At 69.8% G+C, this 18,757-nt stretch carries 20 protein-coding genes; 18 read left to right on the top strand and 2 right to left on the bottom strand.

The window, feature by feature from the left end; translation table 11 throughout:
* Positions 1-69 precede the first annotated feature (69 nt).
* Positions 70-390, top strand: a complete 321-nt coding sequence (locus tag ACFYPC_RS34105) for a hypothetical protein (RefSeq protein WP_391890968.1) — start codon at positions 70-72, stop codon at positions 388-390.
* 113 nt (positions 391-503) lie between these two features.
* Here ACFYPC_RS34105 and ACFYPC_RS34100 read toward each other — a convergent pair whose 3' ends face one another.
* Positions 504-794 carry a hypothetical protein gene (locus ACFYPC_RS34100; protein WP_391890966.1) on the bottom strand — a complete coding sequence of 97 codons (291 nt, stop codon included), beginning with the start codon at positions 792-794 and terminating at the stop codon, positions 504-506.
* A 316-nt stretch (positions 795-1,110) separates the two neighbouring features.
* On the opposite strand from ACFYPC_RS34100, the gene ACFYPC_RS34095 reads away from it, so the two are divergent.
* The 6 genes from ACFYPC_RS34095 to ACFYPC_RS34070 all read left to right on the top strand — a co-directional run bounded on the left by ACFYPC_RS34095 (position 1,111) and on the right by ACFYPC_RS34070 (position 5,639).
* Entirely contained in the window at positions 1,111-2,133 is a 1,023-nt protein-coding gene (locus ACFYPC_RS34095) for a helix-turn-helix domain-containing protein (RefSeq protein ID WP_391890964.1), read from the top strand.
* A 91-nt stretch (positions 2,134-2,224) separates the two neighbouring features.
* Entirely contained in the window at positions 2,225-2,458 is a 234-nt protein-coding gene (locus tag ACFYPC_RS34090) for a hypothetical protein (protein ID WP_391890962.1), read from the top strand.
* Positions 2,459-2,809: 351 nt separating this feature from the next.
* Positions 2,810-3,067 (top strand): hypothetical protein, encoded by a 258-nt coding sequence (locus tag ACFYPC_RS34085; protein ID WP_391890960.1) that lies wholly within the window; start codon positions 2,810-2,812, stop codon positions 3,065-3,067.
* Entirely contained in the window at positions 3,064-3,435 is a 372-nt protein-coding gene (locus ACFYPC_RS34080; RefSeq protein WP_391890958.1) for a fic family toxin-antitoxin system, toxin component, read from the top strand. The genes ACFYPC_RS34085 and ACFYPC_RS34080 overlap by 4 nt, the downstream gene beginning before the upstream one ends.
* A 374-nt stretch (positions 3,436-3,809) precedes the next feature.
* Positions 3,810-4,415: a toxin-antitoxin system, toxin component family protein gene (locus ACFYPC_RS34075; protein WP_391890956.1), complete on the top strand. Its 606-nt coding sequence runs from the start codon at positions 3,810-3,812 to the stop codon at positions 4,413-4,415.
* 3 nt (positions 4,416-4,418) lie between these two features.
* Positions 4,419-5,639 (top strand): MAB_1171c family putative transporter, encoded by a 1,221-nt coding sequence (locus ACFYPC_RS34070; protein ID WP_391890954.1) that lies wholly within the window; start codon positions 4,419-4,421, stop codon positions 5,637-5,639.
* Positions 5,640-6,011: 372 nt separating this feature from the next.
* On the opposite strand, the gene ACFYPC_RS34065 is transcribed toward ACFYPC_RS34070, so the two are convergent.
* The gene (locus tag ACFYPC_RS34065; RefSeq protein ID WP_391890951.1) at positions 6,012-6,611 is read right to left on the bottom strand and encodes a hypothetical protein; all 600 of its coding nucleotides are present in this window, start codon (positions 6,609-6,611) and stop codon (positions 6,012-6,014) included.
* A 1,069-nt stretch (positions 6,612-7,680) separates the two neighbouring features.
* Between ACFYPC_RS34065 and ACFYPC_RS34060 the strand changes: the two genes are divergently transcribed.
* The 11 genes from ACFYPC_RS34060 (at position 7,681) to ACFYPC_RS34010 (ending at position 18,528) form a co-directional block, all read left to right on the top strand.
* Positions 7,681-8,967 carry an MFS transporter gene (locus ACFYPC_RS34060; RefSeq protein ID WP_391890948.1) on the top strand — a complete coding sequence of 429 codons (1,287 nt, stop codon included), beginning with the start codon at positions 7,681-7,683 and terminating at the stop codon, positions 8,965-8,967.
* Positions 8,968-9,002: 35 nt separating this feature from the next.
* Positions 9,003-9,386 (top strand): hypothetical protein, encoded by a 384-nt coding sequence (locus tag ACFYPC_RS34055; protein WP_391890946.1) that lies wholly within the window; start codon positions 9,003-9,005, stop codon positions 9,384-9,386.
* Positions 9,387-9,527: 141 nt separating this feature from the next.
* Complete coding sequence (locus tag ACFYPC_RS34050) at positions 9,528-10,826, top strand: ATP-grasp domain-containing protein (protein ID WP_391890943.1); 1,299 nt, start codon at positions 9,528-9,530, stop codon at positions 10,824-10,826.
* Complete coding sequence (trpA, locus tag ACFYPC_RS34045; RefSeq protein ID WP_391890940.1) at positions 10,823-11,704, top strand: tryptophan synthase subunit alpha; 882 nt, start codon at positions 10,823-10,825, stop codon at positions 11,702-11,704. The genes ACFYPC_RS34050 and trpA overlap by 4 nt, the downstream gene beginning before the upstream one ends.
* Positions 11,701-12,456, top strand: coding sequence for an isopentenyl transferase family protein (locus tag ACFYPC_RS34040; protein WP_391890937.1), 756 nt, complete (start codon positions 11,701-11,703; stop codon positions 12,454-12,456). Before trpA ends, ACFYPC_RS34040 begins: the two co-directional genes overlap by 4 nt.
* A complete protein-coding gene (locus tag ACFYPC_RS34035) occupies positions 12,444-13,085 on the top strand; it encodes a TIGR00730 family Rossman fold protein (protein ID WP_391890934.1) in 642 nt (213 codons plus the stop codon). The genes ACFYPC_RS34040 and ACFYPC_RS34035 overlap by 13 nt, the downstream gene beginning before the upstream one ends.
* The gene (locus ACFYPC_RS34030) at positions 13,082-14,410 is read left to right on the top strand and encodes a cytochrome P450 (RefSeq protein WP_391890931.1); all 1,329 of its coding nucleotides are present in this window, start codon (positions 13,082-13,084) and stop codon (positions 14,408-14,410) included. Before ACFYPC_RS34035 ends, ACFYPC_RS34030 begins: the two co-directional genes overlap by 4 nt.
* 84 nt (positions 14,411-14,494) lie before the next feature.
* Positions 14,495-15,523, top strand: a complete 1,029-nt coding sequence (locus ACFYPC_RS34025; protein ID WP_391890914.1) for a hypothetical protein — start codon at positions 14,495-14,497, stop codon at positions 15,521-15,523.
* 70 nt (positions 15,524-15,593) lie between these two features.
* Positions 15,594-16,139: a hypothetical protein gene (locus ACFYPC_RS34020; protein ID WP_391890911.1), complete on the top strand. Its 546-nt coding sequence runs from the start codon at positions 15,594-15,596 to the stop codon at positions 16,137-16,139.
* Positions 16,140-16,306: 167 nt separating this feature from the next.
* The gene (locus tag ACFYPC_RS34015) at positions 16,307-16,846 is read left to right on the top strand and encodes a hypothetical protein (protein ID WP_391890908.1); all 540 of its coding nucleotides are present in this window, start codon (positions 16,307-16,309) and stop codon (positions 16,844-16,846) included.
* A gap of 239 nt (positions 16,847-17,085) precedes the next feature.
* Positions 17,086-18,528 (top strand): hypothetical protein, encoded by a 1,443-nt coding sequence (locus ACFYPC_RS34010; protein WP_391890905.1) that lies wholly within the window; start codon positions 17,086-17,088, stop codon positions 18,526-18,528.
* Positions 18,529-18,757 lie beyond the last annotated feature (229 nt).

The raw sequence follows: 18,757 nt of genomic DNA, 5'->3' as shown, positions 1-18,757 counted from the left end.
CCTCGCCCGGCCCTCGGGCCGGGCCCCGCACCAACCCAGGTACTGCCACCTCTGAAGTGGAGAGAGACCATGCCCAAGCCCTCCGTGACGATGACCGTCGAGCCGCTCGCGCAGCAGCACATCGAGATCCTGCGCCTCGCGGACACCCCGCACCTGAGCAACAACTTCGACCTGACACTCGCCCCCTACTCGGTGTGGATCACCTACCGGCGCAAGACGGGTGCGAGCGAGTACGCCTGGGACGCCAACGTGTCCGGCTACCGCGTCCTGGCGAACGGCGTCGTCGACATGGACGCCGTCAACATCCACCTGTGGAGCGGCCCCTACCAGCAGGACACCCCTGACTGGCTGATGGACTTGATCGAGAGGTTCTCCCCGAGCTCCTGGTAGCCCCGAACCCCGAACCCCCGGCCGCGCGCCGGGGGTTCGCCGTTCCACCGACCAACTCGCCCCAGAACAGGGAGACATGACCATGGAAATGGCCTCATCCACCATCACCGGCGTCATCGGCCTGCTGGGGATCCTGTTCGGCTTCCGCCGCCTCCGAGGCAGAGCAGGCGGGCGCGAAGACGGCCGCGCTGGAGGCACGGACCATCGTGGGCGAGTTGAATGCGCCGGACCGGGTCAACCATCGCCTCGATGGACTTGAACACCGCCTGGATTTGCCTGACCGACTCCGCCGACTCCAGGACACCAGTCAGATCGACGGTGGTGCTGCCGCTGCCTTGGAGGTGGATTTCGTCAGCGGCGGCTTTGGCGCGGCCGTCGGCGTCCGGGGTGTCCTCGTCGTTCATGTGCCCATGATCCCGGTTGGTTTGGTCGGGGGCACTCGTCTTATGCCGGTGCGCCCGTGACGGGGGAGCGAACCCGTCGCACATCAGGGGGAGTGTCAGCAACTCCCTTGCGTTACACCCTGCTTTAGGGTGTAACTTGTGGGTGTGAGGCAGGGGAACAGCCCCAGCCCCCTCCGTAAGTCACTCGGAGAACCCCGCACGAACACCACCGCAGCGCTTGAGGTCCACGTCGCCGTCGGAACCGTCGGTGCCTGGTGCCGCGCTGGCGCCGTCCCCTGAACCCTCCACCCGAGACTTCCCCGAAAGGGCCCGCACCGTGAGCATTCGCATCATCGACTGCACCGACGCGCTGGAGCTGTACCGGCACTACGACGGCCAGACCGAGGGCCAGCCCGCTTACATCGAGCTCGACCTGCGCGAGGGCACCCTCCTCGCCGACTACAACGGCGAGATCGGCAACGCCGTCCCCGGCACGGTCCACCACGGCATCGAACGCCGTTACAGCATCCCGACCCTGACCGGTGACGCCGCGAACCGCGTCATGAAGGAACTGGCCCCCCTCGCCGAGCGGATCCTCGCCGACTGGGAAGAGAAGTGGAACGGCAACAACAACGTCGCGGTCCTCGGTGAGGACGCGCTCGCCGCCGAGGAAGAGATCGAGGATCGGCTCGGCTGCAACCTCGGCTACGGCGACCTGGACGCCGACACCCAGGGTTTCGAGGACATCGACATCGTCCAGGAATGGAACGTCGACGGCGCAACGAACGGCGACGAGGCCGACGAGTACGGCATCACCGCCGACACCACGGACGGCCGTCTGGACGAAATCGCCGCCGAGATCACCCGTGACATGGCCGCCTGCGCCGGCCGCACGGAAGGCGATCCCCGCGTGCCCGTGGCCGTCGTCCACGGCCTGAACGAGTACCTGTGCGACCTGCGCAACGAACTCGCAGAGGAAGACCCACTGACCACCGCCGAGTTGCGCACCGCCCGCGAACAGCTCGGCCTGACCGGTGATCACCTCGCGAAACGGCTCGGGGTCAACCCGCGCACCCTGCGCTCCTGGGAGCAGGGCCGCGACCAGGTGCCCGGGCGGATCCGCCCGGAGATCGCCGAGTTGAAGGCGGACACGAGCAAGGCCGTCGCCGACATGGTCGCCGGCATCGAAGGCGAGGACGACCCGGTCCTCTTCACGTTCCGCAGCGACGAGGAATACCTCGCCGCGCACCGCGGCGGACGCTGGTCGGCCGCCTGGCACCGTCAGGTATGCGCCCGGGCCGCCGAGCAGGCCGGCGCGCGCATCGAGTACACCAACGACGTGGAGGACGACGAAGCGTAAGCCGGACGGCCCAGCCGCGGCGGACACCGCCGCGGCCCGCAGGGCCCGATGGCCCCCATCCGTCCATCATCACCATCAGGAGGACCGACTCATGCGGCACATGCTGGCATCCCCCCGGATCTGGCAGACGCTCAAAGACCGCCAACCATCCGGCGACCAGGGCGCTAGCCCGATCGGAACCGCCGTCGCGCTCTGTCTGCTACTAGCCGTTGGCGTCCTCACCCTCGGCTGGCTGCAGTCCCGCTTCTCCTTCGAGGTCCTCATCGCGGTGCTCGGACTCGGGGGTTTCGTCGTACTCCTTGTCCTGGGGCTGGCCAGGCGATGAGGACGGTTGGCGCCTACATCGCGCCCACCCGATCCTGAAACCGTACGGCGAAGCACACACGACGTCCGAAGCCATTGGAGATGGCTTCGGACACCGGTCGCGACTGTAGCGGCACCGTGTTTGTATCCCCAGCTCCATGTACCGGCAGCCGCCCTGAGCGATGGAAGAGCAAGGTCACCTGCGCGCGCGACGGAGACTCTCCTGCGCGGACAGCAGCCCGAGAGCCGCATGCGCACGCGGCCAGTTCCTTGCTTCCCTCCAGAGTCCGCCGAGGCGTCCTTTTGCCCAAAGGCATGTGGAGAGGTTCCTGACCTGCACCCCCGCCTGCTACCACCCTGCTAATATGCGGGTGTGACTTCCACGAAAAAGCAGACGCAGGTCCGGCTGGACGAGGACGTACTCGCGGCCGGTAAGGCCGCCGCAGCCGCCCGTCGGCTGGACTTCAACAAGTACGTGGAGCGGCTCATCGTCGAGGACACCACCGGTGCCCGCGCCGCCGGCATGGCTGCCGCCCAGCGGCTCATCGACGAGCACGGCACGTTCCTCGACGATCTGGAGCGGCAGCTCGACGCCCCATACGCCGAGCCCCAGCCCGGCGCCGCCGCGTGATCTTGCACATTGACGAATCCTGGATCCTCGAAGTGGCGGAACGGGCCGGCCACCTCGACCCGGCCGCCGACGACTACGGCGTCCCCATCGCCGCCGTCGCCCGCCACCGCGGTGAACTCCTCGACACGCCGGTCTACGGCGGCGCCTACTCCCGCGCCGCGGCCCTGGTGCACACCCTGGGCCGATGCCGCTGGCTGGAGCGCTCCAACCTCACCGTCGCCTGCGCCGCCGCCGTCATGTATCTCGAGGCCAGCAACATCCCCGTCAACCCCACCCGCGAACAGCTCGCCGCACTCGCCCACGAGCTGAACGACCCGCGCTGCACCGCCGCCCGAATCGTCTCCTTCCTGCGCACCTGGAAACCCTGACCCCGAACCGAGTGGCGATCGCCTCAGATTGCCCTCAGCTCCGGGAGTTGTTGGAGAATGGCGGCATCTGGGTGTGCTGTGAGCCGCCCGCGACGTCTCAACTCGACTCAAACGTCCTGCCCGGCTCTCCCTTGGGCGTCAGATGGCCTCACTGGTCCACTGGTCACAGCCTTGTTTCGTTGACGCCACGCGAAATTCGGCGGTGGCACCTTCTGACAAAGCCCAACGCATCGTCGCGAGACGTCACACCCAAGTTCATGACCAGGCACGGAGTGATCACGCTCGCGACGCGCGGCAAGGGATCTGACCCGTCCGTAAGCAGGACACCCGCCTGGTTATGCTCGACGTTCGCTGCACGGCGATGAGGGGGAGCGATGAGGCTTGCACATGGTGTGAGCAGGATCGTGGCGGCGCTTCGGCCGGGCGAGGCCCCCTCCGAGATGCGCAGTCTGGCGCTGGAGCTCAGCCGCGGTCTGCGCAAGAGGATCGACACCCCGGTCGACGTCCGGGAGTTGGCGCGGGCACTGTGTGAGGAGATGAGCGGGCGCCGGGACGGGCGGCCCGTACGGCTCCGCTTCGAGCGCTTCCCCGACGAGTTCGAGGTCACCGGCCTGTGGATGGAGTTCCACGACTTCGACCTCGTCGTCATCGAGGAGCGAGCCGAGGCCGTGCAGCAACTCGTCATCCTCGGCCACGAGTTGTGGCACATGAGGCAGGGACACCACAACCACCACGTCGACGGGGCGGCCGCCGCGGCCCGCACCCTGTCGGACGGCACCGGCTGGCAGGAGATCGCCCTCACCGTCGCCGCCCGCCACGGATCCCACGCGGCCGACGAGGCCGAGGCCGAGGACTTCGGGCTGCACCTGGCAAGCATCTTCCGCACGTGGGTGACCGGTTCCGGCGCGCGACCGGGATCCGTCGGCCCGGTCGGACGGGACATTCAGGCATCACTGGGCTATCGCGGACGGGAGGACTGATCGGTGACGAGCCCGTCCGGCTTCCTCAACGACCCCTACATCGCCTTCTGGATACCGGTGGCGGTCCTGACCGCCGCCCTTGTGATCAAACTGCCCAGCATCGTTAGGCTCTGGAAGGACCCACTGCTCAGAGCCGTCGGTGGTCTGCTCGTCCTTGCCAGCGCAATCTTCGTTCTCGCGGCACCACCGACCATTGCGTGGACCAACCGGGTCACCGGCGTACCGAACATCTCAGCGCCCCTGGTCTACAGCATCCTCACCGCGTTCTGCGGATCCTGCCTGCTGCTGATCGCCTCATGGAGAAACGGCATCTCCGATCGGCGCGAGATAACCGGCCGCGCCATGCAGTGGATTGTCATCGTCTACTTGGGTGTGATCATCGCCCTGTGGGTGCTGTTCGCGCTCGCCGACGTCCACGAAGAGCGGCTACGGGACCTCGACACGCACTACGCCACCACACCCTTCATGCGCGAGTTGATCCTGCTCTACCTGCTCGCGCATGCCGTGGCGGGCATGATCACCTCCAAGCTGATCTGGAGCTGGGTCCGCACCGATGGTCTCGACGCGTGGCTGCGACGCGGCCTGACGTGCCTGGCTATCGGCAATGCGATGAACCTGATCTTCGACGGCGTGAAACTCTCGGCGGTCGTCGCACGGTGGACCGGCCACGACCTGGACCGGCTGAGTACCGATCTCGCGCCGCCGGTTGCCTGTGCCGCCGCCGTCCTGATCGCGGTGGGCTTCGTTCTGCCCCACCTCGGCCAGTACCTGCACCGGCGTGTCCGCATTCACCTCAGCCACTGGCACCTCCGCCCCCTGTATCTGCTGACGCGAGCCGTCAGCGGCGACCGCGTCCACTTCCAACTGCGGGCCACCCCCGAACTGCGCCTGACGCGCCGCGAGACGTTCATCCGGGACGCGCTGCTCCGCCTCGGTCGGTATGTCGACGAGGACCTGGGCCGACGGGCGTGCGACTCCGCACTCCGCCTGGGACACGAGGCCGGCCGGGCGAAGTCGCTCGCCCACGTCGTGACGATCCAGGACGCAATCGAGACCAAGCAACGCTCCCGGAAGGGTGACGCCACTACCCCCCTCAACAGCCCGGACATCGAAGACCTGTTGGGGGCGATCGAGGCCGTGTCCCGGGTCCTCCGCGACACCGGCGACATCAGGGCGGTCCGGGAGCGCGCGTGCGCCGCAGCAGAGCGCGTGCCTCCCGAATGAGTGCCAGCCCCACGAGTGAACGGACCCCTCCGCCACAGGCCTTGGAGGCCCACGGTCGTCCTCGGCGGCAGCCTCGCCGGCATGCTCACAGCCCGCGTCCTTGCCGAGTTCGCCGACGTCGTTTCGAGTGGCGTGACACCGCCGGGCCTCACGCACGACGGTGCCACGTTGCGCGCTGAGGCCCATGCGCAGGCTCACTGTAGTCACAGGTGAACGGGGGATACGGCGCGCTTCATCCGGATGAGTAGCCTGCTGTGAAGTTCCCTGTGCATAGGGGGAGTTTGTGCTGTGCCGTGGGCAGCCGGGACATACTGTCGCTCGGTACTCAAAGGCGTTCAAAGACTGATGCTGAGGCCGGAAGCGCGGAGCTGATCACGAGTCGGCCTCCATGCTCTTCTCCAGAATATCCGCGAGCAGACCAGCCATCCGGGCAACTTCATCCCTGCTCAGCGGCTCGCCCCTGCGCGCAATATCCACCAGTCCGAAGCGGGACTTGAGTTCGGCAAGCGGATCGTCGGAGTCGGCCCACGGCTCGCTCCTAAGGTGGGACTGGAGTGTCCTGTTCAGTGCTGCAGCGGGTGTCTCGGTGAGGAAGCCGTCGGGAACCCCGAAGTACCGCGTGAGTTCATGCCCGTGCTTCATGCTCGGCGTCTTCCCGCCGTCCACAAGCTGACGGGCCCAGACGTTGGAGACCCCGACGGAGCTGGCGAGGTCCTTCACAAGGGCAGCGACGGCCTCCTTGTCCTGGTAGGTCTTGCCGCCTTCGGCCAGACGCCGGCGGCACAGGAATTGCAGACGCTCACGGATCCGCGCGTCCACGTCCTCGCCTGCGATCTCTCCTCCGCCGAGGAGTGTCTGAACGTGCTCCACAGGGATGCCTGTTCTGCGCGACAGATGCCCTGCATCGAGGACGAGACCTTGTTCGGCGATGCGAGACAGGGTCTCGCTGAGAGAGGCGAGGGACTCGCTCACCGGCGTCCTCCGGAGGTTGGGGGTCGGTCGTTGATTCCGCGGTGCACAGCGACAGTAGGCGGTAGTCAGGCCTGACGCCCACCGGGCGGAAACGATCGTTGCGAAAATAAAATGATCGTTGACAGCGGGTGTTTGAACGTAGCAGGATTCCGACCCGGAGGGGAATCATCCGGAAGCGGAAGGCACGACCTCGTGCCGCCCCTCCTTGCACGCCCATGCCGTCCTCGGAGGCATGGAGTGCAGCATGTTCGCTGCTCAGTGAGCCCCGTCCACTGCAGCCCGCCCCCACGTGCGGGCTGACACTGCCGCCCGACACCGTCCACCGGCTGACCGTTGGCACCGGTCGTCTACGGACAAGAACGACTCCGCACAGAGCGCGGTGGCCGCCCCTTTTTGCGAAGGAACGGCCACCACTGAACTACTTCCTGCACCACCAGAACACGAATCCAACCTCAGTCCTGGTGGAGCTCCGGCAGCGTGTTACCAGCACGCGCCGCGTTCAGGATAGACGTGCCCAGGCCAGGTGAGGGAACAACCCTCATTCCCGGCTGTCGGCCCCTGACGCAGGAGCTCCCCGCACCCAACAAGGGGGATGCCCGCGTGCCCACAACGATCCCGTCCCGACGGCTCACAGCATCTGGCGCGACCACCGACATCGGTCTCAGCAGCAGCATCGCGACGGCTCCCTTCGGCGCCGGCCGTCGGCAGCATCCGCGGGATCCCTTCCACGCGCGCCGCGAGGGTCCACTGCTGATCGGGGTCAATCCCCCTTGTGGAGGGCTGCCGTTGCATCGGCCTCGGCCTTCGGACGTGCTCCCGAGCGCCTGATCCACGCTGTCCCTGACACCCGGTCAGCGGTTCTGCCTGCCTGACCGGGACCGGGCCGAGTCGTGAGCCGTGCCTCCGGCTCCGCCTCCCGCGCGTTACCTCCACGCCTGTGGGACCTCGGCCCTGCGTGGGGTGCCGTCGCCCCCGTCGGCACCCCACGCGCCCTCGCCGCCTTCTTTCCTGACCCCGGCGCCCGGGATCCATCACGCCCGAGGCCATTTGCCGTCACATGGAGCTGACCGTGTCCGCTACCGCTGTGCCCGCCAAGGCCGCCCTCCTGCCGCCCCTCACACCCAATCCGCGCCGCTGGCCACCCGTCATCTGGGCTCTGTTGTTCGGCACGTTCGCCGTCCGCGCGGCGGGCTTCGTCTATCCCTATCTCTCCTACCGGCTCGCCGCGCTGGACATGACGACCGCGACGGTGAGCTGGATCCTGGCTGTTTTCGGTGGGGGATGGCTCCTGGGCCAGATCCTCTGCGGTTGGCTCGCCGACCGCATCGGCCGCCGGGCCACCCTCGTCGGCGCCATGCTGCTGGCCGCGGTCGTCTTCCCCCTGCTGGGCCAGGCCCGCACACCCCTCACCGTCGCCGCCGCGGCGGCCGTATCGGGGCTCGTCTACTACGCGCCCTGGCCGATCGTGTCGGCGATCGTGGCGGACACCATCGCCGACGACTCCGGGCGCGCACTGATCAGCGGCTGGCGGCACTTCGCGATCAACCTGGGTGCGGCGACCACCGGAATTGCGGGCGGCGCCCTCGCCGGACCGATCGGCATTCCCGCCCTGTTCTGCTGCAACGCCGCGGTCTGCGCGCTCTTCGCGCTCGTCATCTGGCGTGTGCTCCCCCCGTCCGGACCGGCGGCCCCACGGCAACGGGGCGGGCACCGGGAGGCCTTCAGGAATGTCCGGCTGTGGCTGCTGTGGATGGCCAACCTGGCGGCGCTGGTCCCGGTCGCCGGCCTGTTCTCCATCCTGCCGTTGCTGATGGCCCGTGACGGGCTGCCCGCGTCGGCGTACGGCGCCACGCAGGCGGCGAGCGCGCTGGCGGTGATCGGCCTGACCCCCCTCATCAACCCGTGGCTGAGCCGACGCGCCCGGGCCGGGGCGCCGATGGTGGGGCTGATGGCGGGCAGCTCGCTGGTGCTGGGCGCCGGGATGGGCCTCGTCGGTCTGGCGTCGACCACTCTCGGGTACAGCGTCGCCGCCTCGCTCGCGGTGCCCGGCGAGATCGTCGTATTCGTCGCCACCACCCACGTCCTCAACCGGCTTGCGCCCGCTGATGCTCGCGGCCTCTACGCCGGGATCTTGGGCAGCTCGCTGGCCGCCGCCGTCATCTGCGCGCCGCTGATGGCCGGTTGGGCTCTCCTGCACGGCGGTGACCACCTCGCCGCGTTCCTCACCTTCGCCACCGGTCTGCTCGGCGCGGCCCTGTGCCTGCCGCTCGCCGTGCTGATGCGCCGGCCGCGCCCGGTCCGGCCCGCGCTATCCGCCGCCCATCACCGAGACCAGCCCGCCGGCCACCAGGCCTGACGCGCTCCATATCCCACGTCCAGAAAGAGGTCCCCATGCACTTCGCACGCACACTCAAGCGCACGCTGCCCGCCGTTGCCCTGGGCGGAGTACTCGCTCTGTCGCTGGGCACGACCCCGGCCGCTGCGGCGAGCTCCGGCTACGTCTACTCAACCAACGGCGGCGCCAAGGGCTGGTACTACTACGGCAACGGCCGGGTCTACGCAAACGATATCAAAGTGGACGGCTACGCGGCGGTGACCCAGGTGTTCGCCAGCGACGACCGCCTTCTCTTCAGCGTCAAGGACACCGGGGCCAACGACGGGAGCAGCTGGACGACGCCGACCTTGTTCGGGGGGACGCACAAAATCCGGGCCTGCCTGGTGAAGGGGACCGGAGCGCCCACGAAGTGCGGTTCCAAGCACAGCTGGCCCGTCTGACCCTCCCTCTCCCGGCCCGGCCTTGCCGCAGGCGCCCTGACCGCCCTGACGGCTCGGCCCGGGCCGGGTCCTCTCCACGCCGTTCTCCGGCCAGATCCAGGACCACCTTTCCCTGTTCCCAGCCCCGCTCTGGAGCACCCGATGCCACAGCCCGTGTTCAACCCCGCCGTCACCGGCCTGATCACCAGCGCAGCTCGGCGCCCCGGCCGCGCCGCCGTCGTCGCCCCCTACAGCACCGGCGGCTACTACCTCGCCGAGTTCGTCCGGCGCGGCTGGGAGTGCGTCGCGGTCCTCCCGGCCGACGATGCGCTGCCGCCCCTGTACCGCGGCGCCCTGGACCCGCTCGGCTACCGCAGTGTCGTCGTCCACCGCGGCGACCTCGCCGCAACCGCCGGCCAGCTGCGCACCCTGCGGGTGGACGCCGTGGTCGCCGGGACCGAGATCGGTGTCCCGCTCGCCGAGCAGTTGGCTCACCGGCTGGGGCTGCCGGGCAACGCGCCGGGCACCTCCCACCTGCGGCGGGACAAGGGCGCCATGGCGGCCGCGCTCGCCGAGGCCGGAATCGAAGGCCCCCGCACCCTGAGCACCGACCGGCTGGCGGACGCCCTGGACTTCGCGGCGGCCCTGGACGGTACCGGCGTGGTCCTCAAGCCCGCCGACAGCGGCGGATCGGATGGAGTGATCTTCTGCTCCACCCCCGGTGAGTTGCGCACCGCCTGGGACACATTGCATGGCCAGCCCAACGCGCTCGGCGGCGACAACCAGTTCCTGATCGTCCAGGAGCGCCTTGGAGGCGCACAGTACGTCGTCAACAGCGTCACGGTGGGCGGGCGCCATCAGATCACCGACATCTGGGCAGACCGCAAGGTCGGCGACACGCACGTGTACGACCGCGCCGACCTGCTCCCGGCGCGGTCGGCCCTGACGCGGCGTCTGCTCGCCGGGTACACCCGGAAGGTCCTCGACGCGCTCGGCGTCGTCGCCGGGCCCGCCCACACCGAGGTCCGCAATGTCCTGGGCCGCGGGCCGGTGCTGATCGAGAGCGGGGCGCGGCCGGAGGGCGCCTACGACGTGGCAGTCATGCGGCAGGCGACCGGATCCGATCACATCCAGGACGCCGTGCACGCCGTCGTGACCGGCACCCTGCCCCCCTACCCCTCGCCCAGCCCTCTGCCCGTGCAGGTCGCCAAGGTCTCCCTCATCGCCCCGCACACCTCCGTCCTCGACGAGGAGCACCTGCAGTCGCTGCTGACGCTGCCCACCGTGCGCGGCTACAGCGGCACCCTCGAACCGGGCATGACGGTGCACCGCACCGTCGACCTGCTGACCACGCCCGCGCGGCTGATGCTCGTCGACGCCGATGCCCACGCCGTCGACCGGGACTACGAGGCCATCCGCGAGCTGGAGGCCGCGGGCCTGTACGGCGGGGGAGCGCGATGAGCGTCTGGAGCGAGGAGGCCGCCCCGGCGCTGCCGTGGGCGGGCCCGGCGTGGCACGCCGGGGCGCGGCTGCACCAGGTCATCGACAGGGCGCGGGCGCAGGACCGGTGCGCGCTGGCCGCCTATCTGCCGGTCGGCTACCCGGACCAGATCACCGGCATGGACGCCCTGCATCTGCTCGCGCAGTCCGCCGACGTCATCGAGCTGGGCATTCCGCACCCCGACGGCATGATGGACGGCCCGGTCATCCAGCAGGCGTCGCGGACGGCGCTGCACGCCGGTTTCCGGATGCGGCACCTGTTCGAGGCGGCCCGGGAGCTGTCCGCCTCGTCGTCGGCCTCGCTGCTGGTGATGTCGTACTGGCAGCCGCTGCAGGCCTACGGGCCGGAACGGTTTGCGAAGACGGCCGCGGACGCCGGTATCGATGGTGTCCTGATCCCCGACCTGCCCGTCGAGGAGGCGGCACCGTGGCTGGCCGCGGCCCGGGCCAGCCAACTCGCCGCCATCCCGCTCGTCTCGCCGCGCACACCCCCAGACCGTCTGGCCCGCATCGTCGCCGGGGCCACCGGCATGGTCTACGCGCCGGCCACGGACGGCGTCACCGGCAACGCCGAGCCGATCAGTGCGCACCTGCCCGATCTCATCACCCGGCTGCGCGGCCTCACCAGCCTGCCGGTGGCCGCCGGGATCGGGATCTCGACCCCCGCCCAGGCCCGCACCGCTGCCGCATGGGCCGACCTCGTCGTCATCGGCTCCGCCGTCATCCGCCGGATGCAGGCCAGCCCGCGCGCCCAGGTCGCGGCCGCGGCCGACGTCAGCCGCCAGTTCGCCGCCACCCTGCGCACGGCGCACCTGGAACAGGGGGACGGGCCCAGATGAATCCCCGACTGCACCTCATCCTCGGTCCCACCGGCATAGGCAAGACCAGCCGCGCGGTCGCGGCGGCCGCCGACGGCGGCTGCCCTGTCATCGCCCTGGACCGCATCCAGTGCCACCCCGAGCTCACCATCGGGTCCGGTCGTCCCCATGCAGGGGACCTGGCCGGCACGACCCGCCTCTACCTTTCCAGGCGCCCGCTCGCGCACGGCCCGATCGCCGCCGACACAGCCGTCGACCACCTGATCGACATGGTGCGACGCCAGCTCAGCGGCGGGGCCACCACGCTGATCCTGGAGGGCGGATCAATCTCCATCCTCCACACCCTCGCCCAGCGCACCGACTGGTGCGAGGGATGGACGCTCGGCGTCACCGTCTACATGGAGGGCAGCCCGCACCGGTACGAGGAGATCGTCGCCTCCCGGGTGGAGCAGATGGTCGGCTACACCACCGCCACCGGTGCCGGCTCCGCGCGGACCCTTCAGGACGAGCTCACGGACCTGTGGGATGACCCGCTGGCGCGTAAGCACCTGGCCGAGGTCGTCGGATACCGGGAGGCCATCGAACTGTGCGAGCAGCACAGCCTCACGCCCGGGGAGTTGACCGGGCCTCATGGGCGCCTTTGGCGCTACGACCTGGCCGAACGGGTCCACAGTGCTCACCTCGCATACGCCCGTCAGCAGCGCCGTGCCATCGCGGCAGCCCTCCCTGTCCTGTACGACGTCGCGGAGGGAGTCGAGCTGTGCGAGACCTGAGCCGAACCGCCGGGCCCGGTGGGCGGCGACTGCGGATGACGGTGTTCTGCGGGGCCGGGCCCGCCGACCCCGAGTACCTGCGGGCCGCCGCGGCGACCGGCCAGCTCCTGGCCGAGCGCGATATCCACGTCGTCTACGGAGGCGGACGGCTCGGCCTCATGGGAGCCCTCGCCGACGCCGCCCTCGCCGCCGGAGGGGAGGTCACGGGCGTCATCCCCCGAGCCCTCCACACCGCCGACATCATCCATCCCGGCCTCAGCCGCCTTCAGGTCGTGCCGGACACGGCCACGCGCAAGCAGCGGCTCACGGACCTGGCGGACGGGATCCTGGCGCTGCCCGGCGGGCTCGGCACGCTCGACGAACTCGCCTGCGTCTGGGCTGCCGCCGCGCACGGCACTCACGCCCGGCCCGTCGGCCTCCTGAACACCTGCGGCTACTACAACTCCTTGGTGGATTTCCTCCACACCGCGGCCGACGCCGGTTTCCTCGCCCACCACCACGGCCTGCGGCTGGAGGACCTGCTGCTGGTTGACGATGACCCCGTCCGCCTCCTGCACTCCGTTGCCTCCCGCACCGGCCTCCCTGACACCGCGCTGCGGGCGCCGGCCACCGCCAGGGGGGCGATGTGACCGCGCCCTCGCCGACCGGCACCTGCCCTCATCTCGAACTTCGTCCCGGGCCCGGCCTCCACCAGCGTCTTGCCGAGCTCCGAGAAATGGCCCCCGTCGTCCAGGTGGCGCTGCACGGCCGGGTGCCCGCATGGCTACTCACCCGCGCGGCCGACGTCGAACGCGCACTGACCGACCCGCGGTTCGCCAGTAACGACCGCTGGCTCCACCCTGTGCCCGGCCACGACGAGCAGGGCCGCTCCAGCGTGAAAATCTCGATGATGGGCCTGGACGGCGCCGAGCACACACGACTGCGCCGTGAGATCGGCCGCCCCTTCGCCCCACGGAGTATCGAGGACCTGGGCCCGCGTGTTCAGGCCCTGACCGAGGATCTCGTCGACCGCATCGAGCAGCGGCCCACCGCCGACCTCGTCCAGGACCTGGCGCTCCCCCTGCCCCTGCACGTCATCTGCGACGTCCTCGGCATCCCGCCGGCCGACCGGGACCCCGTCCACCAGTTCACCCGGCGCCTCCTGGCCCCCGACTCCGATCCCCTGGGCCGAGAGCACGCACGGGAGCAGCTGCGCGACCTCCTCGCCAGCCACGTCGACGACCAGGGCGGATCCCGCGACGGCGCCGTCACCCGGATCCTCGCGCATCACGGTGACCTCACCGCCAGCGAGATCACCGACGGCGGCCTGCTGCTCCTGATGGCCGGCTACGAGACCACCGCCGCTCTCATCGCCAGCATGCTCCTGACGCTGCTGGGGCGCCCTGCGTATTACCAGGCGCTGACGCGTGACCCGTCCCTCATCCCCGGGGCCGTCGACGAGCTCGTCCGCCTGGACGGGCCGGTGGCACTCGGCGTCACGCGCTACACCACCACCGACATCATCATCTCCGGCACCCGTATCCCCGCCGGCCAGCGGGTCCTGCTCAGCCTCGGCGCCGGCGACCGCGACCCCGATCGCTGGCCTGATCCCGACAGACCCGACCTCGCCCGCCGCTCACGAAACCGGATCCTGGCCTTCGGACAGGGACCTCACTACTGCCTCGGCGCCGGTCTGGCCCGCATGGAGGCCCGCACCGTCCTCGCCACACTCGCCCGCCGCGTCCCCCACCTCGAACTCGCCGTGCCTGCCGACGCTATCCCGCAGCAGCCCGGCATCTTTCACGGCCCGGCCCGGCTCCCGGTACGCATCAACGCTGCGCCCGGAGTCGCGGATGCACCGTCCCCACCTATGGCTCGGCGAGTCCCGCCGCTTCCTGCTCGGCCTCCTCGGCACAACCAGCCGCAGGTTTCCTGCCGCTCGGCGCCCGATCACCCACGCCGCCTGCCCCCTTGAGGGCACGAAAATCCGTTCGCCGGGGAGGCCGCCGCGCGCACATCCGTCCCCCGCCCCACCGTTCCAGGAGGAGGAACACTCACCATGTCCCGACCCATATCCCCACTCGCGCGCCGGCACCGGCTGACCGCGCTCGCCATCGGCGTATCACTCGCGAGCACTCTCACCGCATGCAGCTACGGCCAGACCGGCATCACAGCCGACGACCGCGGCACTCCTTCGAGCACGGAATCCTCCCCTAAGGGGGTGGTGACACCGGAGTTCGCCGACTCCGTGCTCTCCAAATACGTCAAGGCCAACAACGCCGCCAACAAGGCCCTGGACGCCAAGCTCCTGGCCACGGTCGAGGCGGGACAGCTCAACGTGCAGTCGGCAGCCGACTACCAGCAGTGGAAGACGTGGTCGAAGGAAGACCAGACGGAATACGGCTCCCCATTCACGTACACCGCCCGCGAGTACTGGATTCCCCCGGCCGGCACGGCCACGTGGTTCGCCGCCACGGCCATCTCGACCTGGGACGACAAGAATCCCGCCGTGCTGATCTTCGACCGGGTCGACGGCACCTACAAGATGGTCGGCGCCTTCCACCTGGACGAGACGCCCATTCCCGAGATCGCCGTCGACCGCAACGGGCTCGCCGAAGCCGTCGACCCCGGCGACCGTGTGGGAACCCTCGCGCCGGACAGTCTCGCCCCGGCCCTTCAGGACCTGTTCGAGACCGGCGGGAAGAAGGAAGGATCCGCGCTGACCTCCACGCCGGCCAAGAAGTCGGCAGTCAAGGTCTACACGGACCGCAACACGGGCGAGAACGCCGACTCGGTGACCACCACGTTCTTCTCCGCCAAGCCGACCCACCCCACGGTGTACACGCTGCGCCTCGCGGACGGCGGCGCGCTCAGCGTCTTCCCCACCGCGCTCACCCGGGAGTCGATACTCAAGCCCCAGTACATGAGCAGTTTCCAACTGACCCCGACCGCGCCGGAAGCGATCTACGACGACTCGAAAAGGGTCGTCATCACCGATGAGCTGCAGGGCCAGGCCCTGGCCCGGCTGACGCCGTCGGGCGATCCCTCACTGATCGCGTACAGGGACCGGATGGTGGACTCGCGATGACCCCACCGCGCGCCGCTCCCGTCACCCTGCCGGTCACACTCCGCCCGGTCGACCCCGTTGGGCCTGCCTCATGAGCAGCCCCGCCGCAGATCCTCCGCCCTCCGAGGACTGGGCACCTGAGTACTCGCGACCGGCCTGGTACACCAACCCGCTCTCGGCCACATCTGCCGGATCAGGGGACCCGCCGATCCCGTGGTACTCCGTGGGCACCGGCACGCCGACGGAACCGGGCTGCCATATCTGCCAGGCGCAGCCCGCCGTCTCCACCACGGTCACAGCCCACATCGGGCTGGCCTTCTGGAGCCGTACCCGCACCGTCGCAGAACCCCTGTGCCGGCAGTGCGGCATCGCCTTGGTCCGCATCATGACCACGAGAACTCTCTGGCAGGGCTGGTGGGGCGTGCTCAGTGCGCTGTACCGCACGCCCCAGGTGCTTGCCCACAACGCCGCCGCCCACCGGCAGTTCAGAGCCCTGCCCACCTCCGAGCCGCCACCCGGCAGGACATCCCTCGCGCTGGGCAAACCCGTGTGGGGCCGGCCCCAGGCGTACGCGGCGCTCCTGCCAGTCGCGGGAGCTCTCGCCATCGCCACGTCAGTGATCACCTCAAGGACCTGATCGCGGCCTTGGAAGCCCGGCCTGCCCAGTTACCCGCAGCGGCTGACCTCATCACCGGGTAGCCCGCGGCGCCCCTGAGCCAGAAACCCAGCCAGGGGAGGCCCGGCAACTCTCGCCCGGCCTCCAGATCCCCCTCCGCCCTGCACAACCCGATCAAGGAGTCCCTTTTGCTGCGCCATACCTGCAAGAACGCCCTGCGCGTCGTCTCGCCCGTCGCCGTCCTCGCGCTCACCCTCAGCGCGTGCGGCGGGGGTGACGACAACTCCGGCGCGGACGCGACGAAGTCCTCCCCGCCGAAGGCCACCGCGTCTCAGGCCAAGGCGGCCTCCGGGGGTGAACTGGGCACCGAGGCCGAAGCCGCAAAGCTGGTCCAGGACCCGGCGGATGCCGAGGGGATGATCCTCGCCGTCGCCCACGTGATGTACACGCACACCGCCGGCCCGGCCCTCACGAGCGACTCCGCCGCGGGCGACAGCACCACCATCTGGGCCGACGGCAAGAGGGGCGCGCTGCTCATCTTCGCCTCCGCCGACGCACCCGGCTGCGAAGACCCGTACGACATCGAACGCTGGACGACCGGCGAAACCCACACCCTGTGCGAGTCCTACCTCGTCCCCTCGAACGCAACGTCCGTGGAAGTGCACTGGACGGAAGAGGCGAAGGGCGAGGACAGCGAGCCCTACATCTGGGAGTTCACCACCCCGTAGGTGGCCCTCGCCGGTCTCGCCCACGGTCACTGACCAGCGAAAAGGGGCGGTGCGGCCCTTCCCAAGGCCGACTGCCGCCCCTCAGCCGAACAGCCTCGGTCACCACCAGGCCCTCGACCAATTCCACCCGCCGAAGAGGGATTGCAGCCCTCACCCGGCGAACAAGCAGGTTCTTCCGCGAACCGCACAGACCGTTCCCGGCCTCGTGCCGTCACGAGGCAACGCCCGCAACAGGAACCATGATGCCCGACCACGCCACCAGCCGCCACGCCTGCCAGGAACAAGACACCAGCGACAACACCCGTACACCGACGTTCACTTCACGCGGGCCATTCAGGCTGATCGAGGCACCACAAGACCACGAGGTGGACGCCACTGCCTCACGGCAACTGCGCCGTGCCGGCGACTTCCTCTCCGCGGCCCGCTACATGGTCCGCCACCACCCCAAGGCCGGACCGACCACGCTGCGCCTGGCCGCCGCCTTCGCCTCCCGCATGCACCGCAGCCAGCACGGCCACTTCGCCTTCAACATATCCGCGACTGTCCAGGAGCTCGGCCTCAGCCGCCGCACCGTCCTCAACCACGCCCGCTACCTGCGCGAACTCGGCCTCATCGCCTGGGTCGAGCACGGCTCGAAACGCAACTCGGTCCGGACCCGCCACGGTGACGCATGGCAGCCCGGCCACGGCTACCGCGGCACCGCCACCCTCTACGCCCCCGTCGCCCCACCCATCTGGGACCACGCGCAGGGACACCGCATACACGGACGCGGCTACCGGGCCCGGTTGATCGGCGTCACCGAGGCAGGACGCACCCGCGCCATCGCCGCCGCCCGCCACACCGCCCGAAAGGCCGGGCACCAGCGTTCCGGGCGTTGCACCCCTTCTGTTGTGGTCACATCAGCCCCATCTCATCTGCAGGTAGTAGAGAGGGGCAAGAAGAACACTCCGCGAACCCGTAAACAGCGACCCCTCGCCCGCCGGACGCCGTCGTGGATCACGCCGACTGACTGCCACCAGGCCATCGACCTCACCGAGAAACTGCAGCGCGAGGTGTGGTGGCTCTACGGAGCCTGTTCCCGCCGCCTCGCCTTCGCACTACGCCCCCTCATCCAGGCCGGATGGACGGCACCACAACTCATCGCGGAGCTCTCCACCTGGGGCGTCCCCGCACAGCTCCAGGACCCCGCCGCCTACATCCACCACGAACTCGCCCGCCGGCAACGCCTCGCCGAACTTCCGCCCACCACCGAACCACCCGCCCACGATGCCCACGCCGACACCGGTGGCATCCGCTACGAGGCCATGCTCCGGGACCGCGCCCGGCGTCACGCCCCCGCCTGGCAGCACTACGCCGAGCAGCTACGGCCCGCCCTCCGGCGTGAACTGGCCCAAGGGCGCCAACAACGCCGACAGCAGACTGCCCTGCGGGAGTACCGGCCGACGCTGCGCGAGGACGAGGAGACCTTCCTGGCGTCCCTGCCCCTCGAAAACTGGGCCGATTCCCCCACACCCCGGGAGATCTACGCAGCACGCGCCCGCGGCCATGCACCGGCCCGCGGGCAATCCCTGCCCGCTACCGATGACACATGGCTCGCTCATCTCCGCGAACACGCTGAAGCAGCCCGGGCCTGGGCCGCACTGCGCGCTGCATGGGCGACGGAAGATGCCCGGCTGCCGTGATGGAGTGGCCACGCCGCGGTGACTGCTTGCAACACCCTGGCCCCCGCTCCTCGCCAAGGCCGCCCGACTCTCCGGCATCACCGTCATCGGCGGCCTGCCGATGACGGTGCACCAAGCCACCCGGCAGGTCGCACTGCGAACCGGCCGCGCTCCGGCGCCACTGGCCGCGGTACGGAAGGCCACCGGCGGCGGCCTCGGCGAGGTCAGACGCGCGGCCTGCCGTCCGGCA

The organism is Streptomyces sp. NPDC005808 (genome assembly GCF_042871385.1).
Lineage (GTDB): Bacteria > Actinomycetota > Actinomycetes > Streptomycetales > Streptomycetaceae > Streptomyces.
This window is presented reverse-complemented; position numbering and strand designations above follow the sequence as displayed.

Excerpts from the sequence above, each read along its gene's own strand:
- ACFYPC_RS34105 (WP_391890968.1), top strand. The coding sequence starts at position 70 with ATGCCCAAGCCCTCCGTGACGATGACCGTCGAGCCGCTCGCGCAGCAG.
- ACFYPC_RS34100 (WP_391890966.1), bottom strand. The coding sequence starts at position 794 with ATGAACGACGAGGACACCCCGGACGCCGACGGCCGCGCCAAAGCCGCC.
- ACFYPC_RS34090 (WP_391890962.1), top strand. The coding sequence starts at position 2,225 with ATGCGGCACATGCTGGCATCCCCCCGGATCTGGCAGACGCTCAAAGAC.
- ACFYPC_RS34075 (WP_391890956.1), top strand. The coding sequence starts at position 3,810 with ATGAGGCTTGCACATGGTGTGAGCAGGATCGTGGCGGCGCTTCGGCCG.
- ACFYPC_RS34055 (WP_391890946.1), top strand. The coding sequence starts at position 9,003 with ATGCACTTCGCACGCACACTCAAGCGCACGCTGCCCGCCGTTGCCCTG.
- ACFYPC_RS34050 (WP_391890943.1), top strand. The coding sequence starts at position 9,528 with ATGCCACAGCCCGTGTTCAACCCCGCCGTCACCGGCCTGATCACCAGC.
- trpA (WP_391890940.1), top strand. The coding sequence starts at position 10,823 with ATGAGCGTCTGGAGCGAGGAGGCCGCCCCGGCGCTGCCGTGGGCGGGC.
- ACFYPC_RS34040 (WP_391890937.1), top strand. The coding sequence starts at position 11,701 with ATGAATCCCCGACTGCACCTCATCCTCGGTCCCACCGGCATAGGCAAG.
- ACFYPC_RS34025 (WP_391890914.1), top strand. The coding sequence starts at position 14,495 with ATGTCCCGACCCATATCCCCACTCGCGCGCCGGCACCGGCTGACCGCG.
- ACFYPC_RS34020 (WP_391890911.1), top strand. The coding sequence starts at position 15,594 with ATGAGCAGCCCCGCCGCAGATCCTCCGCCCTCCGAGGACTGGGCACCT.
- ACFYPC_RS34010 (WP_391890905.1), top strand. The coding sequence starts at position 17,086 with ATGATGCCCGACCACGCCACCAGCCGCCACGCCTGCCAGGAACAAGAC.